Source organism: Vibrio sp. 378, assembly GCF_033339435.1.
Window position 1 is genome coordinate 132,227 of sequence record NZ_JAWOUO010000004.1, and the last position, 18,545, is coordinate 150,771.

The window sequence follows — 18,545 nt, forward strand, 5'->3', positions numbered from 1 at the left end:
GGAACGATGAAGCGGAGTTCTAACGTTAAACGTTCTTCCATGGACAAAAGCTTAAAGCTTGGGAAAATTCTTCCCTTTGCTGCCTTTGGTGGTATTTTCTTCTTTGCTACGTACGAGTCAAAAACAGAAGGGTACATTTTTTCTGATGCTGATGAGTGTAAATCTAACTCGCCTGAGTTTAGTGAACAGTGTGACATTGCATACCAAGAAGCTTTAGCTCGTGCCGAACAAAATGCCCCTCGCTACCGCAGCGAGTTCGAATGCGAGAATGATTTCTACGAGGATGATTGTTACTACAGTTCCAGTTCCCGAGCTTATGTACCTAACTTTGGCGGTTTTTTTTACAGTCGCTCATTAAGCGGGTTGAAAGGTTATAACAAGAGCTATTACTCAGAGCCGATGTACCGTTATAAATCCAAATTCTATAATGGAGCAGGACAATTCTTTGGCTCCTACCGAAATCAGCCGACCAAAGTTGCGACGAATAGCCTTAATAAACGTGGTGGCGGCACCATTGGCAGGGCGATGTCTCGAGGCGGGTTTGGTAAAGCGGTGTCGGTCAGTCGAGGCGGTTAAAAAGCACTATGTTTCGACGAGAAATACAAGAGCGCGAAAACTGGCGTGAATTAGCACGCCAGTTTGGTTTTGGTTTCCATACCATGTATGACCAACCGTATTGGGATGAGAGTGCTTACTATCAATTCACGCTGGAGCAAATTGAGCGCGATATAGAAGCGCCCACTGAAGAGCTGCATCAGATGTGCCTGGCTATTGTGGATGAAGTCGTTCGGAGTGAGCGGTTGCTGACGCAATGTGCGATCCCTGAATCTATGTGGGAGCAGGTCGCTTCTTCATGGAGACGAAGCGAACCTTCGCTTTATTCGCGGCTGGATTTCGCGTACAACGGGACCTCGCCAGCAAAATTACTGGAAAACAATGCGGATACGCCAACCAGCTTGTTTGAAACTGGCTTTTGGCAGTGGGTGTGGCTAGAAGATGTTGTAAATAAAGGTCGAGTTCACCAGAGCGCGGATCAATTCAATATTCTTCAAGACTTTTTGATCGAGCGCTTTGCCGAAATAGCAAAATACCAACCAGGACAAACACTTCACTTTAGCTGCTGCAAGTACACTGAAGAAGATAAAGGGACTGTCCAGTATTTAGAGGATTGCGCGCGAGAGGCAGGGTTAGCAACGGCATTCGTGCATGTCGAAGATATTGGAGTGACGGAAGATGGTCTGTTTGTGGATGCTGACGACAGAGCGATTCGTTGGATGTTTAAGCTTTACCCTTGGGAGTTTATGTTTGAAGAGGAATATGCGAAGTACTTAGCGACTGCAAACGTAAACTGGTTAGAACCGATGTGGAAGTCGATACTATCCAATAAAGCACTTTTACCGTTATTGTGGGAGCGTTTTCCTAACCACCCGAACCTTTTGCCCGCTTATTTTGCTAACGATTCAAAAGCGAACACTATGAGAGATTATGTCATCAAGCCACTATTTTCTCGAGAGGGCGCGAACATCGAGATCGTCATCGATGGAAAACGTTTTGTTAAAACGTCAGGGCCTTATGAATCTAAATTCAATATCGTCCAGCAATACCATCCACTACCTAAGTTTGGGCAAAACCATACGTTAATTGGCAGTTGGTTGGTCAATGATAGAGCTGCCGGTATTTCGATTAGGGAAGACAGTAGCTTAGTGACTCAAGATATGGCGCGGTATATTCCACATGTAATTTTAACATGATCAAAAAAGCTCTCCATTTGGAGAGCTTTTTGTCTATTCAGCCGTTCAATCTTGATGGTCGACAGCGTTGCGCCTATTGTTCTTCAGCTAATGCAACACCGCGCTGGGTAAGACCACATAACATCACTGGCATTGCATTGAAGATCTCTTCAAACTGCTCTAAGCCTTCCATACCTTGTTCGGCCAATGTTTCAATGGTTGTTTCTGGGTCGTAAAGCATAGTAAGAGAAAGTAAAACACCACCGAGTAGGGCATTATCTTCGCTATCCTCAGGCATCAACGTTTCCCAGTCATCACGCGCAAGTTGCCAGCCTTGTAATACACCTTCACAGAAATCGCGAGCCTGACTTGTTACAATGTCTTGCTCATCTAGCGCGCACCCTGCAGGCCACTGCCAAGTGCCTTCTAGGAGAGCGGGACGAGTTTGGTTCCACATTTGTACAATCTCGTCAATGTACTGCTCTAGTTGCTCACCGTCAGTAAATGGCGCTGTTTCTTCTCCACCCCATAAGAATGGCAACCACTCTTGAGGCATTATTACGTTTGGCGCTGCAGCCATCGCTGTTACAAAGCCTTGAGTTTTTGCTAGGTTTAGTAGTTTACCGTCAAGTTCTGGGAGAGAAAGGATGTCTTGTAGTTTCAAAATAGAATACCATTTGTTAATGGGCTGGTTGATTGCGCTCATCTTACCAATCAATTAGTGATAAATCGATATTAGGGAATGATTCACACATCTATGGAAATTCGCTCATCACTTAGAAAAAAAAGCATTCTCGCCCTAACACTTTACCTGTGCTTCTTTATCGCCACTATCGGTTCTGTCGCCTATTTGGTTGTTGAGCCACCGGTTAGACAAAAGCTAGAGCAAAACCTAGAGTTACGTACCCAACTCCTGGCTCTTGAGATAAAAGAGCCCCTCCTCAGTTCTACAGGTGTATTGAGCAGCTTAGTAGGGCTAGCCCAAGGGACTGAAAATATTCAATCTCTCAACACAATAATTCCACATATTCTTCAATTGAGTGACAAGATGCTTGTTAGTGGTGGCGTATGGCCTAAACCCGAGCTCAAAGCAGAACAATGGAGATATAGAAGTCTATTCTTCAATAAAAACAGTGATAGTGGTATTGACCAAATTCACTCCTACAATAACCCCGAATCTGGCGGTTATGATAATGAACCCTGGTATGTCGCTGCCGCCGATGCTCCGGTAGGTTCTGTTAGTTGGTCTACGGTTTACATCGATACCTTTACTCAGGTCCAGATGATTACCGCGTCTTCTCCGTACTACCAAAACGGTCGATTCGCTGGAGTTGTAACGGTAGACCTATCACTTGATGCACTTTTTCAGTTTATTCGAGAGCACACGAACCAGCATTCTTTGGGGGTAGTGGTTCGCGATGCTGACTCAAACGTGATTATTGAACACAACTTTCAACTGACGGACGAAATTTATGTCAGCGAGCTTGATTTCGGAGAGTTCGATTGGCGCATGGAAGTTGTCAACGCAAAAGCTAAAGTCGCTGATCAAGTGTTTGAACAAGTGATGAGCGTTGAGGGGAGGATCATTCCATTTTTGCTCTTGTGTGTCTTGGTCGGTTACTACTTACTGAATCGCTATATTGTTGAACCAATTGTTCGCATTGCCGCTAAGATTGATGACTCGAAAACTGGTGGGATCATAGATATTGACTATGATAGCGATGACGAAATCGGACAGCTTATCGAGAAGTTCAATGAAAAGACGATCTATTTAGAGCAGGAGAGAATAAAAGCTCAGGCTTCGACAAACGCTAAAACGGCATTCTTAGCCACATTGTCCCACGAGATTCGCACACCAATGAACGGTGTACTAGGAACTGCCCAGATACTGTTAAAAACACCACTTACCGATGAGCAGCGTAAGCACCTGAGAACACTTTATGATTCAGGTGATCACATGATGACATTACTCAATGAGATTTTAGATTACTCAAAAATTGAACAAGGGCATGTTGAGTTTGAAAATAAGCCTTTCCCAATTGAGTCGATTATCGGCAGTATCAAGAGTGTTTATCAAACGCTGTGTGCAGAAAAAGGTCTTCGCTTTAGAGTCGTCTCGCATTTACCAACGGGTCGTTGGTACAACAATGACAAAGCCCGTTTACGTCAAGTACTGTTCAATCTACTCAATAACGCTGTTAAGTTCACCGATCGTGGCATAGTAGAGGTAGAGCTAGCCGAGAAATCGAGTAAGGCTGGCACCAAGCTGATACTAAAGGTAAAAGATACAGGGATTGGTATTTCAAAAGAGGCACAAAAACGCATTTTTCGTCCTTTTGAGCAAGCGGAGTCATCAACGACTAGACGGTTTGGTGGTACAGGGCTTGGTTTAGCAATAGTCAAAGAAATCGCGGAACATATGGGTGGGCAAGTGGTTGTAGAGAGTCAGGAGGACGCTGGAACGACTTTTACTGTCGAAATTGCCCTTACACCTTGCAAGCCAGGTAAAGTAGAGTCAATCAATACACATAAATTGAACTGTAAAGGGTTGAAAGCACTCATTGTTGAAGACAACCGAACAAATGCGATCATTATGGAAACTTTCCTCCGAGCCAAGGGCTTTGAGTGCACAAGTGTCGAAAATGGTCAGCTTGCAGTCGATGAGGTTGCGATCAAACCATTTGATTTGATACTGATGGATAATCATATGCCTGTTCTAGATGGCGTTGGGGCCATATCAGCCATTCGAGCAATGAGTTCACCTGCTAAGTCGGTACTGATTTTTGGCTGTACAGCGGATGTGTTCAAAGAAACACAAGAGCGTATGATTAATGTAGGAGCAGATCACATAATAGCGAAACCAATAGTGGAGTCTGAATTAAATGATGCACTGTATCTTCATGCGACACAGTTATATCAGTACCAATCGGACTTTGATGGAAATGCAGCAGATAGCTTTAATGCTGAAAAGTGGTTACTCAACTTCTATGTCGCTCTAGATAATGGACATCTTAATGAAGCACTTGAGGCTATTTCAGCGATCATTGCGGAGGCTCCCCTTGAACTCAGTGACGACGTTTCTTCAGTCGCCGAACGGATAAGAAGTAACTTAAAGCGTCAGCAATCCCCAGACCAAGATGATATCGATACATTAACGATTTTGCTGGCCTCACCATAACTGAATCAATATCGCGCAACTGTGAACTGTTCTTACTATTCATACGTCATCCAGCGTCGTCACAAACTCTTCTAACCTGCAATGAACAGGCTTGCAGTTTTACTTTTACGAGTAAAGCAGCGAGACCTACTACTGTGATTATATCGGTAATACTCTGAATTTTCGCAGCTTGGTAGCATAAGCTATAGGAATGACTATTTACAGTCCGAGTTTTGTTCTAACTTTACGTCAAAATAATTATCGTAACCCCTTTTTATGTAAGTGAAATCCGTTTTTTTGTACCATTTTTACGTAATTTTAGGCGTTTTTACTCGTCATTGGTGAAAAAAACTACTTTTACTTTAAAAGTTGGTTATAAATTTACAACTTAATTTTAAATACGGAACCATAAGCTAGTTTTTGTGTGTTCTAATTGCATCATTAACTGGCTTGGTGTCTTTTTAGTGGTTAATAGTTTTATTGTTTTTATTAATTGCAGTGTTTGATTTTAAGGGTTTTGTAAATGAAGTCTCGTGGACCATTTTGTATTCGTCACGCCGCAGCGGATACCTTTGCTATGGTTGTTTTTTGCTTTATCACAGGGATGATTGTCGAGATTTTGATTTCAGGGATGACATTTGAGCAATCTCTAGCATCGCGTACGCTATCGATTCCAGTGAATATCGCCATTGCTTGGCCGTATGGGGTTTTTCGTGATTGGGTGCTGCATCAAGGTAGTAGGGTGTCACCGTCTTCCTTTATGAAAAACATCTCTGATCTGGTCGCTTATGTACTATTTCAATCTCCAGTTTATGCGGGTATCTTATTCGCGGTTGGCGCGTCTACAGATCAAATTGTGACCGCAGTGGCAAGTAACGCTGTTATTTCTTGTGGCATGGGTGTGTTGTATGGGTACTTCTTGGACATGTGCCGCCGTTGGTTCCGTGTTCCCGGTTATTCTCAAAGCATGTAAATGCCCCAGTTTTGCTCAATTTAGTTACTTAGTGAGCAATCGATTCGAAAAGGGCGCTTTTTTTTATGTTTAGCCTTGACCATCAGGCACATAATCATTAAATTAGCGCCTCGTTAGCCAATGATGCTAACCAAAATTTGATTCGGTGAGTTGTCCGAGTGGCTGAAGGAGCACGCCTGGAAAGTGTGTATACGGCAACGTATCGAGAGTTCGAATCTCTCACTCACCGCCACATTCTAAAAGGTCTGATTTGTCAGGCCTTTTTTCGTATCTACATTAAAGTAATGCGTCATTGAAAGTACACAAGAGTGCTCAAGGTGCAAGCGCCATTCTATCTACAAGCCAACTATTCACATCTCACCTCTATACAACGCCAAAATTGAAGAAGCTATACAGAGGCAGCCATAATCTGATTGGTGCGGGTTAGCCTATCCACTTTAATCTAGAATTTAGCACCCATATCACATGAGGTATGAATACGGCCACAAGAATGAACGTAGTGCTACTAGATGCTAAGCAAAACAGCCATGAACACGAATACAACAGCAATCATAACAAAGAGATCTGTGTTTGGATTGAGGTCATCTGGGTTAAATTTTTCAATGCTTTGCGTCGTTTTGCATCGTATCTTCATGTTCTTGTCCTTATTTCATGTACTATTTCAACAGCAACATAACATGCAATTGAGTGTTCACAAGTCATAAAAAGCATAAGTATACTTGCACCTCATTGAGCGCAAAAAAAATACTCAAAGCGTTTTAAAGTGGCGGTCTACCTTTTGTAACATCAAATGTTCTTTCTGTTTTTGTGCCTGTATCGCTATAGTTGAGAAACGGTTATCTCGTTCTAGTTAGGAACAAACTACTGGCTGCCGCTACATTCTCTCAGCGTTCCCACTCAGTCGCCTTGGGTAGATACTTTAGTCGTTGAGTACTGCAAAAAAAAACGCCGCATGAGCAGCGGCGCTTTGTTGAGGAATTCCCTTTCCTACTTGTAGCTAAGTTCTGTCGCTTTGCCTTTGAAGATCCGGTATACCACAAAGGTGTAAAGCAATATCACCGGCATAACAATCATCACACCGTAGCCCACGATTATTAATGTCGCAGGTGAGGAGGCCGCTTGTTGTGCGGTCATCAACCCCGGCACAACTTCTGGGAAGAAGCTATACGCAAGCCCGAGAAAGCTCAACGCGAAAATGACAGTGACACCAAAGAAAGGCCAGCGCACACCCAGATCATTCACCATTGGAACCTGACGCAAATAGCGATCAACTAGGAAGATGGTTGCCAATACAATTAACGGAACTGGGGCAAGCAACAAGATTTCTGGGAAGCTGAACCAACGCAAGGCAACTTGTTGATTTACAATTGGGTTTACAACGCTAACCACCAAGATTCCTAAGGCTGCTAACCAACCAGCACGGCGAGACCAACGGGCCGAGCGTATTTGCAAATCACCTTCCGTTTTTAGTACTAACCATGCGCCACCGATGTAAACGTACGCCGCCGCTACACAAAGTGCGCTTAACCAAGCAAAGCCAAATGCTTCGGTTGATTGTTCAAATCCCATGATGTAACGACCCACCATGTAGCCTTGGGTTAGCGCGGTGACTAACGAGCCAATTCTGAAGCACCAATCCCAGTGAGGTTTCTGATCCGAGTTCGCTTTGGCTCGGAAGTCGAACGCCACACCACGCATGATCAGTGCGATAAGCATAATCGCGGTCGGCATATAAAGTTCCGTCAAAATCAAGCTATGAGCAGTAGGAAAGGCAATCAGCAGAATACCGACGGCTAACACCAACCACGTTTCATTCGCATCCCAGAAAGGGCCGATAGACGCTATCATTCGGTCACGTTGCGCTTCATTATCACTCGGTAAAAGGATACCGACGCCAAGATCGTAGCCGTCGAGCACGGCATACATAAAGACCGAGAAGCCAAGCAGCAGAAGATAAATTTCTGGTAGATAGTCGAGCATGATTAGGCCTCTTGTTGTGTCAGTGGGACTTCATGGGCTGCAACGTCTTTGCGCGCCAAATAGAATAGGGTATGGATGTACGCAACCAGCAATGCAGCATAAATGGCTAAGTACATAATGAGCGAAGTCATCACGCTACTGCTCGCAACCGTGGTGACGGCTTCGGATGTTCGCAATACACCGCTGACCAACCAAGGTTGTCGACCAATCTCAGTAACATACCAACCCGCCAGTGTGGCTATCCAACCAGAGAACGTCATGGCTAATACCGTGTACAGGTAAGGTTTAGGTAGCGCTTTTTTACGTGCTAGCTTCACCGCGCCATACCAGCTAACAAGCAACATAAGGACACCAACACCAACCATCACGCGGAAGCCAAAGAACAAGGGCTTCACTGGCGGGTGGTCAGGTGCAAACTCGTTAAGTCCTTGGATTTCCCCATCTAAGTCATGCGTAAGAATCAAACTCGCCAACTTAGGGATGCCCACTTCAAAATCATTGCTGCGAGTTTCTTCATTTGGCATCGCAAATAGTAGAAGAGGTGCGCCTTGCTCGGTCTCCCACACACCTTCCATCGCTGCAATTTTTGCAGGTTGATGTTCAAGCGTGTTTAACCCGTGAAGGTCTCCGACAAAGATTTGAATCGGGATGAATCCAGCCGCCGCGAACAACGCGACTTTTAAGCCAAGTTTGGCTGAGCGGTGATCTGGCTTTTTCATTATTTGATAAGCCGAGATACCTGCAATCAAGAAGCTGGCAGTCAGCGCCGATGCTAATAGCGTGTGTAGAAGACGGTACGGTAAAGAAGGATTGAAAATGACTTCTTTCCAACTGGTCACATGAACAATGCCGTCAATCACTTCATAGCCACTTGGTGTGTGCATCCAGCTGTTAAGCACCAGAATCCAAAATGCGGACATACTTGTCCCAACAGCAACCAGAACGGTGGCGAGAGTATGAACCCATTCCGGTACTCGTCCTCGTCCAAAAAGCATTACACCCAGGAAGGTGGCTTCCATAAAGAAGGCGGTCATCACTTCGTATCCGAGCAATGGTCCAGCTACGTTTCCGACTCGTTCCATAAAGCCTGGCCAGTTGGTACCAAACTGGAAACTCATCGTAATGCCGGATACCACACCCAAGGCGAAAGTGAGAGCGAATATCTTGACCCAGAAGTAATAAACATCGAGCCATACGGGGGCTTGTGTGCGGTTATATCGCCACTTGAAAAACACCAACATCCATGCCAACGCGATGGTGATGGTCGGGAAGAGAATGTGAAAGCTGATATTGGCCGCGAACTGGATCCGCGACAGCATGAGGGTATCTAACATCTTGGTTCCTCAAAAACGTGCCATACTAAAAATCGTGTCTATCTGTAATTTAGTTACGAAAAGTCGGGCAGTTTGGATTCATGTATTGAGAAATACAGGTGATTCTGTTTTCTTCTAACCATGATTTATATCAACTAAGGGAAAGAAAGGAGTGTAGGAAATTGTCTCAAAATGCCACTAATAGTCGCGAGAAGTGAGTAAAAGAAAGCAAATGTAACTGAAGGAGCATGGATTAAGATTAGTTCGAATTATCCTTATGATGGTTTCGATAATCCTGAAATAAAATTACAAAAACAATATTTTTAGTAAGGAAAATTGCCTTGCCTTCACTTTGAACCTCCATACTATTTATACACTAGTCATGTCGAGAACATCTCAAACACAGCAAACTTACTGGCAGTTAAGGTGGGAAACTTTAGCTAATTGATAAACTTAAAATTGCACTGCTAATGACATATGCATCATAAGTTCGTTAGCACTCGACCAGAAGTGCGATAGGCTACATTTTTATACTAGCGAACGATTTGGCGCTAGGTAATTCGGCTTTCACTAGATCAACAAGTCGACTGCGGACCATTTTCGATTCCTGATGAGTTTCAATCCAAACTGACACTTACTTTTCAGCAAGTGTGCTAGTGTCTTTCTTATTATTTATTAAATAATTAATAAATGCCGATATGGTAAAGAGAGTTGTGGACAGCTATCTCGAGCAGTAGACTGGCGCTAGCCAGAGAGTCTGACTTTGAGGGGGGCATTCTACATGAATCTTGGATTCTGCCACCGCAAAGCTGATATTGAATTTGATGGAGATGGATAATGAACGACAGTTGGGCTAATTTCTTTCCTTACTTTGCTGGAGCTTTTAAGCTTATTGTATTAGGGATAGGAGCCTACTTAGCCATTAAATGGCATTTTGACGAAGAGCGAAGGGTAAGAGAAGCGGAAGGTGTGGTGTTTGATAACCCAAGTCTCATGAAAAAGTTTGCGAAGACGCTAACTCTGCCATTCCTTTTGTGTCTTCTAGTTCTTCTTGTTATATATGCTACCAACTGGTTCCTGTACTGACAGCGTTATTGTTTGTTGTAGTAAAGTTGAATGCTGCCACCTCTGAGAGTCGAGCCGTAGTTGAAGTTAACGCCTATGCCGAAATTGTCCAACCAATCAAAGGGCTTTGGTGCATAAAATAGCCATCCTATAGAAGCTTCGTAGTAATGCGGACTTCCAAGTTCGTCGCTTAAATCATGCGAAAGGTCGACTCTTTTAATCCCAGTAAATAAAGCTTGCTCACCGTGATAAATATTGTAGTAACCGGTGATTTCATTAGATAGGTACCAACCTTTAGGGTTGCCTATATTGCCGTTATTTGCGCTTCCCCAGCTGTGCCCAATGAATGAATTCAATGTCGAACTGGCATGCCATTTCCCCCAACTTGTGGGAGACGTGTATTTGGCTTTAATGGATGGTTGAACTATTGCCGCCCATGCTGAAACGTTAACGGCACGGCCGTCTAGGATTCTTCCAATGATGGAGGAAAGTTTATTATCGGTAGAGAATGAGTTTTCATAACGCATAAGGTGAGTCGTCGTTCTGGTGCTAAGGGTGACGCTTTCATTTGCTTTGTATAGGTACCCATAACCAATCGATGCACCGTATGTCCTTTCCTTGAGAAGATCCTTACTTGTGCCGAATAGTTTGAGATCATTCTCTGTTTGTATCGTAAATGCCTTAAACGACAGCTCATGTAAGTCCTCGCTGCCCTCTATGTCAAAGTTAGTCGTGTAAGGGAGAACATATACGGATTTGCTTCGACGTTCATTGATTGACTCGTCAGTCCCGAACTCTGGGTTGGCGGTATCAAATAATGCATTCGGATCAAAGTCGCCAATACCAAACGCAATTGCGTCAGTGTCGGACAGCAAAACCGCGATAGAAAAACGTTGTTGGAGAAGGTTGCTAATTTCCTTATCTAGTGGATCCGCTTGAGCTGTGTTAGGAAGAGAGAGTAGGAGAGCGAGCGAAACGACTCGCCACTCCACTGAGGCGAAGTTGGGTTGGAACATTTTGGCTCTTTCAAATGGTTCATGCATGGAGTTTTTGGACGTACCGGTACGCTAACATTAGTTTAATCGTTGAATGGTCGGTGTAACTTTGAGAAATCTATGTTTTCTCATATTGATATGAAAAAGTTCCTTAAACGAGTTTAGCTTCAATGTGTATGCTGCACCAGATTTGTTTAGCAACATCATTCTTTTCTGAAGATGTAGCAAGACTTTGTGACTAGGTTGCATTATTTTCTTTAATGCGTCTCTTGAGAGGAAAATAGCAAACTTTTTTATTGCCTTGGCGCTCAAGAAAATCTGAATCGTTCACTGTGCTACTGGTTAACTTCGAAAACTTGTAAGCATCCTGTCTGCCAACATCACGACTAACATCATCAAGGAGTACCCTTAAATACGTCAGATAAACAATGGTTTTTTTGAGCTTTAGAAGAAATGTTCGGACCTTTGCATATTCCGCGGTGGTGCTCAATCCAAGAACTGTGTTTTGTATGTGTTCTCAGTAAATCATTGATTCGATCTATTCTTCAAAATGTGGTCCCTTTTAATTCACTTTCTGTTACATATTTTTCGTTTTGAAAGAGCATTTTAATTTGCATCTTTTGAAAAGATCTCTTTGTTAAATTTTGTATAAAATCAACTAATTGTTGAAATTAGAACCCTTGTCAAAAAGTCATTAGATTTCATGTTGAATAGCCTCTTTTACCTAATGGTATACTCTATTTGTTTGATATAATTTCCGGCAGTTTGTATACCATAAATAAAGAGAGTCTATTCATGTTCCAGAACTTAACGATCAAGCAGAAGATAGTGATTCCGCTGTCATTGATTATTGGATTGTTTATTGTGAGCTCTGTATTAAACGTTATGACAAGTTGGAAGCAATCTGAATTGAGTGAGACACTCAACGAACAGATCGTGCCGAACTTATTAACGATTGAGGATGCTTATCGCGATCTTTACCAAGCAACATCTGCAATCCAAGGTGTTGCACTTTCTGATACTCAAAACGATATTGATCATCACATCGGTGAATACAAAGACAACGCCTACAAAGCACTGCCACGTATGGAACAAATGATTGAGCTATCACAAGCCGGTGTGATGCCTTCTACACATGGTAATGAAGTTCGAACGCTTGTCTCTTTGGGTGAAAAATGGTTAGTAAGTTATGAAGCGATGCTACGTTTACCTCAATCTCAATGGCGTGGTTACTATAATGAGCACAAACATACCTTTGAAGACCAATTTATCGAGGTTAGAGCGCAGCTTAACGTTGTAAAAGATGCAATAGAAGAAAAGCAAAACCAATTGAAGGACGAAATATCAGCGGCTGCAACAAGAGCAGAACTCATTCTTGAGGCTGGCATTGTGATTGTTATTTTTGCCGCTATCGCGATGGCTTTTTTGTTGTTACAAACGGTTGTGAAGCCTATCAATGATATTAAAAATGCGATGACAGAAATTGCGTCCGGTGAAGGTGATCTAAGTCAGCGAATCGATGTAAAAACACAAGACGAAATTGGCAATTTAGCAGACGCATTTAACCAGTTTGTGTCCAAAATTCAAGTGACAGTCGCTCAGGTAATTGAAAGCTCAAATACCTTACGTAACGAAATGGCAAATCTTAGCTCGTTGACCACGACCATCGCGAACTCGACCGTTTCTCAGCAAAAAGATAGCGAGGCGGTAGCGGCGGCAGTGCATGAAATGCAAGTCACCAGCAGAAATGTAAGCGATAGCGCTAACGAAGCTGCGGTTGCGAGCCAAACAGCGAATGATGAACTTACCAATACCAATGTTATTTTGGATCAAACGGTTAGCTCAATTCGTAGCCTCGCAAGTGAAATCGAAAGCGCAAGCCACGTCATTAACACATTGGATCATGATGTGAGTAACATTGCGTCCGTACTGGATGTAATTCGTGGTATTGCCGAGCAAACAAACTTATTAGCGCTTAACGCAGCCATTGAAGCGGCTCGCGCTGGAGAGCAAGGGCGAGGCTTTGCTGTGGTAGCGGACGAGGTTCGTTCTTTAGCCAGTCGTACGCAACAGAGTACGGGAGAAATCCAAACCATGATTGAAAAGCTACAATCTGGTGCAGGACAAGCTGTAGAAGTGATGCGCGGTAGCCAAAATAGCAGTGATGAAACGATCAAGTCCGCTGGCCGAGCGAGTGAATCCCTTTCTGAAATCTTGAACGCGATTTCACGTATGAACGAGATGAATACACACATTGCAACGGCTGCGAGCCAGCAAAGTACAGTAAGTGACGAAGTAAATAGCAACGTACAAGGCATTGCAGACAGTAGCACTTCAATTGTGGAAATCGTAAACCAAGCGCAAGCTTCTTTAGCCATGTTGTCAGAGCAAACTCAACGTTTAGATCATCAGGTCAGTCAGTTCAAAGTATAAGCTTGAGAACAGCAATCTCACTGACGAAATAACCCGCTTCTTAGCGGGTTATTTTTTAGATAAGTGGCGAACCTGACTTGTGAAATTTCGACTATATTTACATTCCTTTCTCACTTTAGTTCGTATACCAGAGTGGGCAAATAACCCTAGACAGCGGTAACAAACTCTGTACAGCGTGATGATGCTTTTATCATCACTTTTGCTGCTTTTTAACCATTGCAATTGCACACAAGAAAATGTGATTTCCAACCCAAAATCTTCAAATTTGAGAACTTCATAACACCTTTACCATAAACGTTTTTCGTAAGCGTATAGAACTGTAAATTTTGTTGTATGTACAACACTGGGTATTTATCATCCTAATTAATTTGTTCTGGATATACATCCGTTAGTCATTATTAAGTCATTCTAGAAGCTTTTAATAAGGAATCTTGAAGGCTTGTCGGTAGATAAGAGAGAAAAATTCATGAGACGTAAAACCACGCTATCTCTGCTGATTGCGTCGAGCCTTTTTGTGGTTGGATGTCAACCTAGCGAAGAAGGGTCGAGCCAAGGTGGTGGTCCTGCGCCCGCAACCGAAGTAGAAGTGTTAACAGTGCAGCCAACGCGCCAAGCATTGACAGTAGAGCTGCCGGGTCGTAGCCGAGCATTCAAAGAAGCAGAAGTTCGTCCGCAAGTTACTGGCATTATTTCGGAACGAAATTTTGTTGAAGGTGGATTTGTTGAACAAGGACAGTCGCTATATCAAATTGATGATTCGTCATTTCAGGCGGATTTGCTGAGCGCTGAAGCGGAATTAATCCGTGCGCAAGCTGCGGCAGAGTCGACCTATGCCACGGTGAAGCGTTACAGAACCTTGATCACCAAAAAATCCATCAGCCAACAAGACTTGGATGAAGCAGAAGCGGCATACAAAGAAGCGAAAGCGCAGGTCCTAGTCGCAAAAGCCAAGATCAACACAGCAAAAATCAACTTAGATTATACGCAAGTCAAAGCTCCGATTAGCGGGGTGATCGGTAAATCGAGTGTGACAGCGGGTGCGTTGGTTACGGCTAACCAAGCTGCCAAATTAGCGACCATTCAGCAGCTTGACCCTATCAATGTTGATATTGTGCAATCATCCGCGCAACTGCTGCGTTTGAAAGCATCACTCTCCCAAGGCCATATGCAAGAAGATGACTCTGCGCAAGTTACATTGATGCTTGAAGATGGCAGCACTTACGAACACAAAGGCACAATGAAATTTACTGAGGTCAATGTGAACGAAAGTACGGGCAGCGTGACGCTTCGTGCCGAATTCCCAAACCCTGACGGTTTGTTGCTACCTGGAATGTTTGTTCGTGCGACGGTCATTACTGGTGTCGACCCTGATGCGATTCTAATACCACAAAATACGGTATCTCGTGATGCGACAGGTAAAGCGACAGTGATGACGGTTAATGGCGAGAACAAAGTGGAAGCGAAACCAGTGAAGACTGCTGAAGCGATCAATAGCCAATGGCGCATTATTGATGGTTTGAACGCGGGTGATAAAGTCATTACCGCCGGTTTACAAAAGGTAGGGCCAGGCAGTTCGGTAACTATCCAAAACGGTGAACAGGAGTAATCATGGCACGATTTTTTATCGATCGTCCGGTATTTGCTTGGGTTCTCGCGATTCTAACGATGTTGGCGGGGGTAATGTCATTATTCAATTTACCCGTCTCGCAATACCCAACGATTTCACCGACGACGATCACCATCAGTGCTCGCTATCCAGGTGCATCAGCAAAAACCGTTGAAGACTCGGTAACGCAAGTTATCGAGCAAAACATGACGGGATTAGATTACCTTCGCTACCTATCATCGAGCAGTGATGCATTTGGTAATGCGACAATTACCCTGACGTTTGATAGCGAAGCTGATCCTGATATCGCGCAAGTACAGGTGCAGAACAAACTGCAATTGGCATTGACTTCATTGCCGATGGAGGTACAAAACCAAGGTATTGTCGTCAATAAATCCAATACGGCATTTCTCATGGTTGTCGCAGTTTATTCTGAAGATCCTGACTTTACAGAAAACGATATCGGCGACTTTGTTGTAACGAATATTCAAGACCCGATAAGTCGTGTAACTGGCGTAGGACAAGTGCAGGCGTTTGGTGCGCAGTATGCGATGCGAGTTTGGCTGGATCCATTTAAGCTTACGCAGTTCAACTTGACCGCAATCGATGTAGCGAACGCGATCAGTGAACAGAACGCGCAAGTTTCTTCAGGTCAACTGGGTGCGGCACCTGCGCAGGAAGGTCAGTTGTTGAATGCTACGATTTCTTCTGCAAGTCGTTTGAGCAGTGTAGAAGAGTTCCAAGACATCATTCTTAAGTCCGACGCCAGTGGTTCGAATGTTTATTTGAAAGATGTAGCTCGCGTTGAGCGTGGTGCAGAAAGTTATGATATTCGAGGCCAATATAATGGCTTCCCAGCGTCGGGGTTAGGTATTTCATTAGGTACTGGCGCAAACGCGCTTGAGACAGCCAATGCGGTAAAAGAGCGCTTAGAACAACTGAGTGCAACGTTCCCAGAAGGGTTGCAGATTGCGTACCCATTTGAAACAACGCCATTCGTCAAAGCCTCGATTCAAGAAGTGGTTAAAACGCTATTAGAAGCTATTCTTCTTGTGTTCTTAATCATGTACCTGTTCTTGCAGAACTTCCGTGCGACGATCATTCCAACGATCGCAGTGCCTGTCGTATTGCTCGGAACCTTCGCTATTTTGTACGCGACTGGATTTAGCGTAAACACGTTAACCATGTTCGCGATGGTTCTGGCTATCGGTTTGCTGGTGGATGATGCCATCGTTGTGGTGGAAAACGTCGAGCGTGTGATGCATGAAGATGGGTTGGAGCCCAAAGAAGCGACCAAAAAATCGATGGGGCAGATCACTGGTGCCCTGATTGGTGTGGGGTTGACGCTTTCAGCGGTATTCGTCCCTATGGCGTTTATGTCTGGTTCTACCGGGGTTATTTACCGTCAGTTTTCAATAACTATTGTGGCGGCTATGACGCTTTCCGTTTTGGTTGCGATAATTCTGACTCCAGCATTGTGTGCTACGTTGCTGAAAAAAGGCGATGCTGAGCTTCTAGAGAAGAAAGGCTTCTTTGGCTGGTTTAACCGCAAGTTTGATGCGATGACAGCAGGCTATGAAACCGGCGTTGCCAAACTTCTAAAACGCACAGGTCGCATGTTGGTTGTATTTTTGGCAATGAGTGCAGGTGCTGGCTGGTTATTTATGAACCTTCCAACGTCATTTTTGCCAGATGAAGACCAAGGCACAGTATTCTCAATGGCTATTTTGCCGCCTAACTCAACACAAGAACAGACGGAAAAAACACTTGAGAAAATGCGTGACTTTTACCTAGTAGACGAAAAAGATAATGTAAAGTCTGTCTTCTCCGTTGCTGGATTTAGTTTCGCAGGCCAAGGCCAAAATATGGGTATGGCATTTATCGGCCTGAAAGATTGGTCTGAGCGTGAAGCGCCAGGCGCCGATGCAGCTTCCATTACTGGTCGAGCGATGGGGTACTTCTCTACCATTAAAGAAGCTTTGGTGTTTGCGTTCGCCCCTCCAGCGATTCAAGAGCTAGGTAACTCGACAGGTTTCGATTTCTATCTCCAAGACTCGTTGAATAAAGGGCACGATGCATTAGTTGCGGCTCAAGGGCAACTTCTGGGCATGGCAGCACAAAACCCGAAACTTGTTGGTGTTCGTCCAAACGGTCAGGCAGATGCGCCAATGTACAAAGTGAACATTGACCACGTCAAACTTCGTGCTTTGGATGTCAGTATCAATGACGTAAACCAAATCCTGTCAGCTGCATGGGGCGGGGCTTACATTAACGATTATATTGACCGAGGTCGTGTGAAGAAAGTGATGGTGCAAAGTGATGCGGAATACCGCATGCAGCCAAAAGACTTCGATTCATGGTACGTACGCAACGCTAAAGGAGAGATGGTGCCTTTCTCTGCTTTTGCGAGTGGCGAGTGGACCTATGGTTCTCCTCTTTTGCAGCGCTTTGATGGTTTGCCAGCAATGAATATTCAAGGCGGTGCAGCTCCTGGTGTAAGTACTGGTGAAGCCATGGAAGAAATTGAAGCAATGGTAGAAAAGCTACCAGAAGGTTTCACGGTGAACTGGAATGGTATTTCGTATGAAGAGCGCCTTTCCGGAAACCAAGCGCCGATGCTATATGCGCTATCTATCCTCGTCGTATTCTTAGTTCTTGCCGCTTTGTATGAAAGTTGGTCAGTACCTTTCGCCGTGGTGTTAGTTGTTCCTCTTGGTGTGCTTGGTGCTGTGCTTGCGGTAATGACGCGCAGTATGGATAACGATGTGTTCTTCCAGGTGAGCTTATTAACGACGGTCGGCTTGGCAACCAAAAACGCCATTCTGATTGTTGAGTTTGCAAAGGACTACTATGAGAAAGGCGCTGGGCTTATCGAAGCAACCTTACATGCTGTTCGCGTTCGTCTGCGCCCAATTATCATGACATCGCTTGCTTTTGGTTTGGGTGTGGTACCACTTGCTATCAGTTCAGGTGTGGGATCGGCAGGTCAAAACGCAGTGGGTACCGGCGTACTTGGTGGCATGATCAGTGCCACGATATTGGGTATATTCTTCGTCCCAATCTTCTTTGTAGTGGTTGAGCGATTGTTTGATCGACGTGCGAGAAAAGAGTCGGAGGTAGAGTTGTCTGAGACCAGCACTAAACCCAGTCAGCAAAGCGAGTAGGACTTGGTTGTTTTAACTGAGTTATACTAGTGATAATTAACACGATTAAAGGGCGCTTCGGCGCTCTTTATTTTATGTTTTCACTTGGTGGTTACCGTCTATGACGCGAGCCTGAAAGACGGCGTGTTG

The 18,545-nt window shown here is 44.2% G+C and carries 13 protein-coding genes and 1 tRNA gene; 9 read left to right on the forward strand and 5 right to left on the reverse strand.

Annotated elements, in window-relative coordinates; translation table 11 throughout:
- Positions 1 to 6 precede the first annotated feature (6 nt).
- Positions 7 to 576, forward strand: coding sequence for a DUF1190 domain-containing protein (locus R7Q48_RS09385; RefSeq protein ID WP_025766906.1), 570 nt, complete (start codon positions 7 to 9; stop codon positions 574 to 576).
- A gap of 8 nt (positions 577 to 584) precedes the next feature.
- Positions 585 to 1,751 carry a glutathionylspermidine synthase family protein gene (locus tag R7Q48_RS09390; RefSeq protein ID WP_005378279.1) on the forward strand — a complete coding sequence of 389 codons (1,167 nt, stop codon included), beginning with the start codon at positions 585 to 587 and terminating at the stop codon, positions 1,749 to 1,751.
- 73 nt (positions 1,752 to 1,824) lie between these two features.
- Here the strand turns inward: R7Q48_RS09390 and R7Q48_RS09395 are convergent, their stop codons facing one another.
- Entirely contained in the window at positions 1,825 to 2,436 is a 612-nt protein-coding gene (locus tag R7Q48_RS09395; RefSeq protein ID WP_318132264.1) for a YecA family protein, read from the reverse strand.
- A gap of 51 nt (positions 2,437 to 2,487) precedes the next feature.
- On the opposite strand from R7Q48_RS09395, the gene R7Q48_RS09400 reads away from it, so the two are divergent.
- The 3 genes from R7Q48_RS09400 (at position 2,488) to R7Q48_RS09410 (ending at position 6,092) form a co-directional block, all read left to right on the forward strand.
- Entirely contained in the window at positions 2,488 to 4,908 is a 2,421-nt protein-coding gene (locus R7Q48_RS09400; RefSeq protein WP_167415677.1) for a hybrid sensor histidine kinase/response regulator, read from the forward strand.
- Between the two features lie 502 nt (positions 4,909 to 5,410).
- On the forward strand, positions 5,411 to 5,860 hold the full coding sequence (locus R7Q48_RS09405) for an L-alanine exporter AlaE (protein WP_256902831.1): 450 nt from the start codon (positions 5,411 to 5,413) through the stop codon (positions 5,858 to 5,860).
- Between the two features lie 144 nt (positions 5,861 to 6,004).
- Positions 6,005 to 6,092, forward strand: a tRNA-Ser gene (locus R7Q48_RS09410).
- Positions 6,093 to 6,365: 273 nt separating this feature from the next.
- On the opposite strand, the gene R7Q48_RS09415 is transcribed toward R7Q48_RS09410, so the two are convergent.
- The 3 genes from R7Q48_RS09415 to R7Q48_RS09425 all read right to left on the reverse strand — a co-directional run bounded on the left by R7Q48_RS09415 (position 6,366) and on the right by R7Q48_RS09425 (position 9,174).
- Complete coding sequence (locus R7Q48_RS09415; protein WP_256902832.1) at positions 6,366 to 6,494, reverse strand: hypothetical protein; 129 nt, start codon at positions 6,492 to 6,494, stop codon at positions 6,366 to 6,368.
- Between the two features lie 353 nt (positions 6,495 to 6,847).
- Entirely contained in the window at positions 6,848 to 7,840 is a 993-nt protein-coding gene (locus R7Q48_RS09420; protein WP_256902833.1) for a cytochrome d ubiquinol oxidase subunit II, read from the reverse strand.
- A gap of 2 nt (positions 7,841 to 7,842) precedes the next feature.
- Positions 7,843 to 9,174, reverse strand: a complete 1,332-nt coding sequence (locus R7Q48_RS09425) for a cytochrome ubiquinol oxidase subunit I (RefSeq protein WP_005388402.1) — start codon at positions 9,172 to 9,174, stop codon at positions 7,843 to 7,845.
- An 816-nt stretch (positions 9,175 to 9,990) separates the two neighbouring features.
- Between R7Q48_RS09425 and R7Q48_RS09430 the strand changes: the two genes are divergently transcribed.
- Complete coding sequence (locus R7Q48_RS09430) at positions 9,991 to 10,239, forward strand: hypothetical protein (protein WP_005378271.1); 249 nt, start codon at positions 9,991 to 9,993, stop codon at positions 10,237 to 10,239.
- Between the two features lie 5 nt (positions 10,240 to 10,244).
- Here R7Q48_RS09430 and R7Q48_RS09435 read toward each other — a convergent pair whose 3' ends face one another.
- Positions 10,245 to 11,234, reverse strand: coding sequence for a Solitary outer membrane autotransporter beta-barrel domain (locus R7Q48_RS09435; protein WP_256902834.1), 990 nt, complete (start codon positions 11,232 to 11,234; stop codon positions 10,245 to 10,247).
- Positions 11,235 to 12,008: 774 nt separating this feature from the next.
- Between R7Q48_RS09435 and R7Q48_RS09440 the strand changes: the two genes are divergently transcribed.
- The 3 genes from R7Q48_RS09440 (at position 12,009) to R7Q48_RS09450 (ending at position 18,416) form a co-directional block, all read left to right on the forward strand.
- Positions 12,009 to 13,646 carry a methyl-accepting chemotaxis protein gene (locus tag R7Q48_RS09440; RefSeq protein ID WP_167415113.1) on the forward strand — a complete coding sequence of 546 codons (1,638 nt, stop codon included), beginning with the start codon at positions 12,009 to 12,011 and terminating at the stop codon, positions 13,644 to 13,646.
- A 466-nt stretch (positions 13,647 to 14,112) separates the two neighbouring features.
- Positions 14,113 to 15,252 carry an efflux RND transporter periplasmic adaptor subunit gene (locus R7Q48_RS09445; protein ID WP_053349487.1) on the forward strand — a complete coding sequence of 380 codons (1,140 nt, stop codon included), beginning with the start codon at positions 14,113 to 14,115 and terminating at the stop codon, positions 15,250 to 15,252.
- A gap of 2 nt (positions 15,253 to 15,254) precedes the next feature.
- The gene (locus R7Q48_RS09450) at positions 15,255 to 18,416 is read left to right on the forward strand and encodes an efflux RND transporter permease subunit (RefSeq protein ID WP_256902835.1); all 3,162 of its coding nucleotides are present in this window, start codon (positions 15,255 to 15,257) and stop codon (positions 18,414 to 18,416) included.
- Positions 18,417 to 18,545 lie beyond the last annotated feature (129 nt).

Excerpts from the sequence above, each read along its gene's own strand:
- R7Q48_RS09385 (WP_025766906.1), top strand. The coding sequence starts at position 7 with ATGAAGCGGAGTTCTAACGTTAAACGTTCTTCCATGGACAAAAGCTTA.
- R7Q48_RS09435 (WP_256902834.1), bottom strand. The coding sequence starts at position 11,234 with ATGTTCCAACCCAACTTCGCCTCAGTGGAGTGGCGAGTCGTTTCGCTC.
- R7Q48_RS09440 (WP_167415113.1), top strand. The coding sequence starts at position 12,009 with ATGTTCCAGAACTTAACGATCAAGCAGAAGATAGTGATTCCGCTGTCA.
- R7Q48_RS09425 (WP_005388402.1), bottom strand. The coding sequence starts at position 9,174 with ATGTTAGATACCCTCATGCTGTCGCGGATCCAGTTCGCGGCCAATATC.
- R7Q48_RS09420 (WP_256902833.1), bottom strand. The coding sequence starts at position 7,840 with ATGCTCGACTATCTACCAGAAATTTATCTTCTGCTGCTTGGCTTCTCG.
- R7Q48_RS09405 (WP_256902831.1), top strand. The coding sequence starts at position 5,411 with ATGAAGTCTCGTGGACCATTTTGTATTCGTCACGCCGCAGCGGATACC.
- R7Q48_RS09390 (WP_005378279.1), top strand. The coding sequence starts at position 585 with ATGTTTCGACGAGAAATACAAGAGCGCGAAAACTGGCGTGAATTAGCA.
- R7Q48_RS09445 (WP_053349487.1), top strand. The coding sequence starts at position 14,113 with ATGAGACGTAAAACCACGCTATCTCTGCTGATTGCGTCGAGCCTTTTT.
- R7Q48_RS09400 (WP_167415677.1), top strand. The coding sequence starts at position 2,488 with ATGGAAATTCGCTCATCACTTAGAAAAAAAAGCATTCTCGCCCTAACA.
- R7Q48_RS09430 (WP_005378271.1), top strand. The coding sequence starts at position 9,991 with ATGAACGACAGTTGGGCTAATTTCTTTCCTTACTTTGCTGGAGCTTTT.
- R7Q48_RS09450 (WP_256902835.1), top strand. The coding sequence starts at position 15,255 with ATGGCACGATTTTTTATCGATCGTCCGGTATTTGCTTGGGTTCTCGCG.
- R7Q48_RS09395 (WP_318132264.1), bottom strand. The coding sequence starts at position 2,436 with ATGAGCGCAATCAACCAGCCCATTAACAAATGGTATTCTATTTTGAAA.
- R7Q48_RS09415 (WP_256902832.1), bottom strand. The coding sequence starts at position 6,494 with ATGAAGATACGATGCAAAACGACGCAAAGCATTGAAAAATTTAACCCA.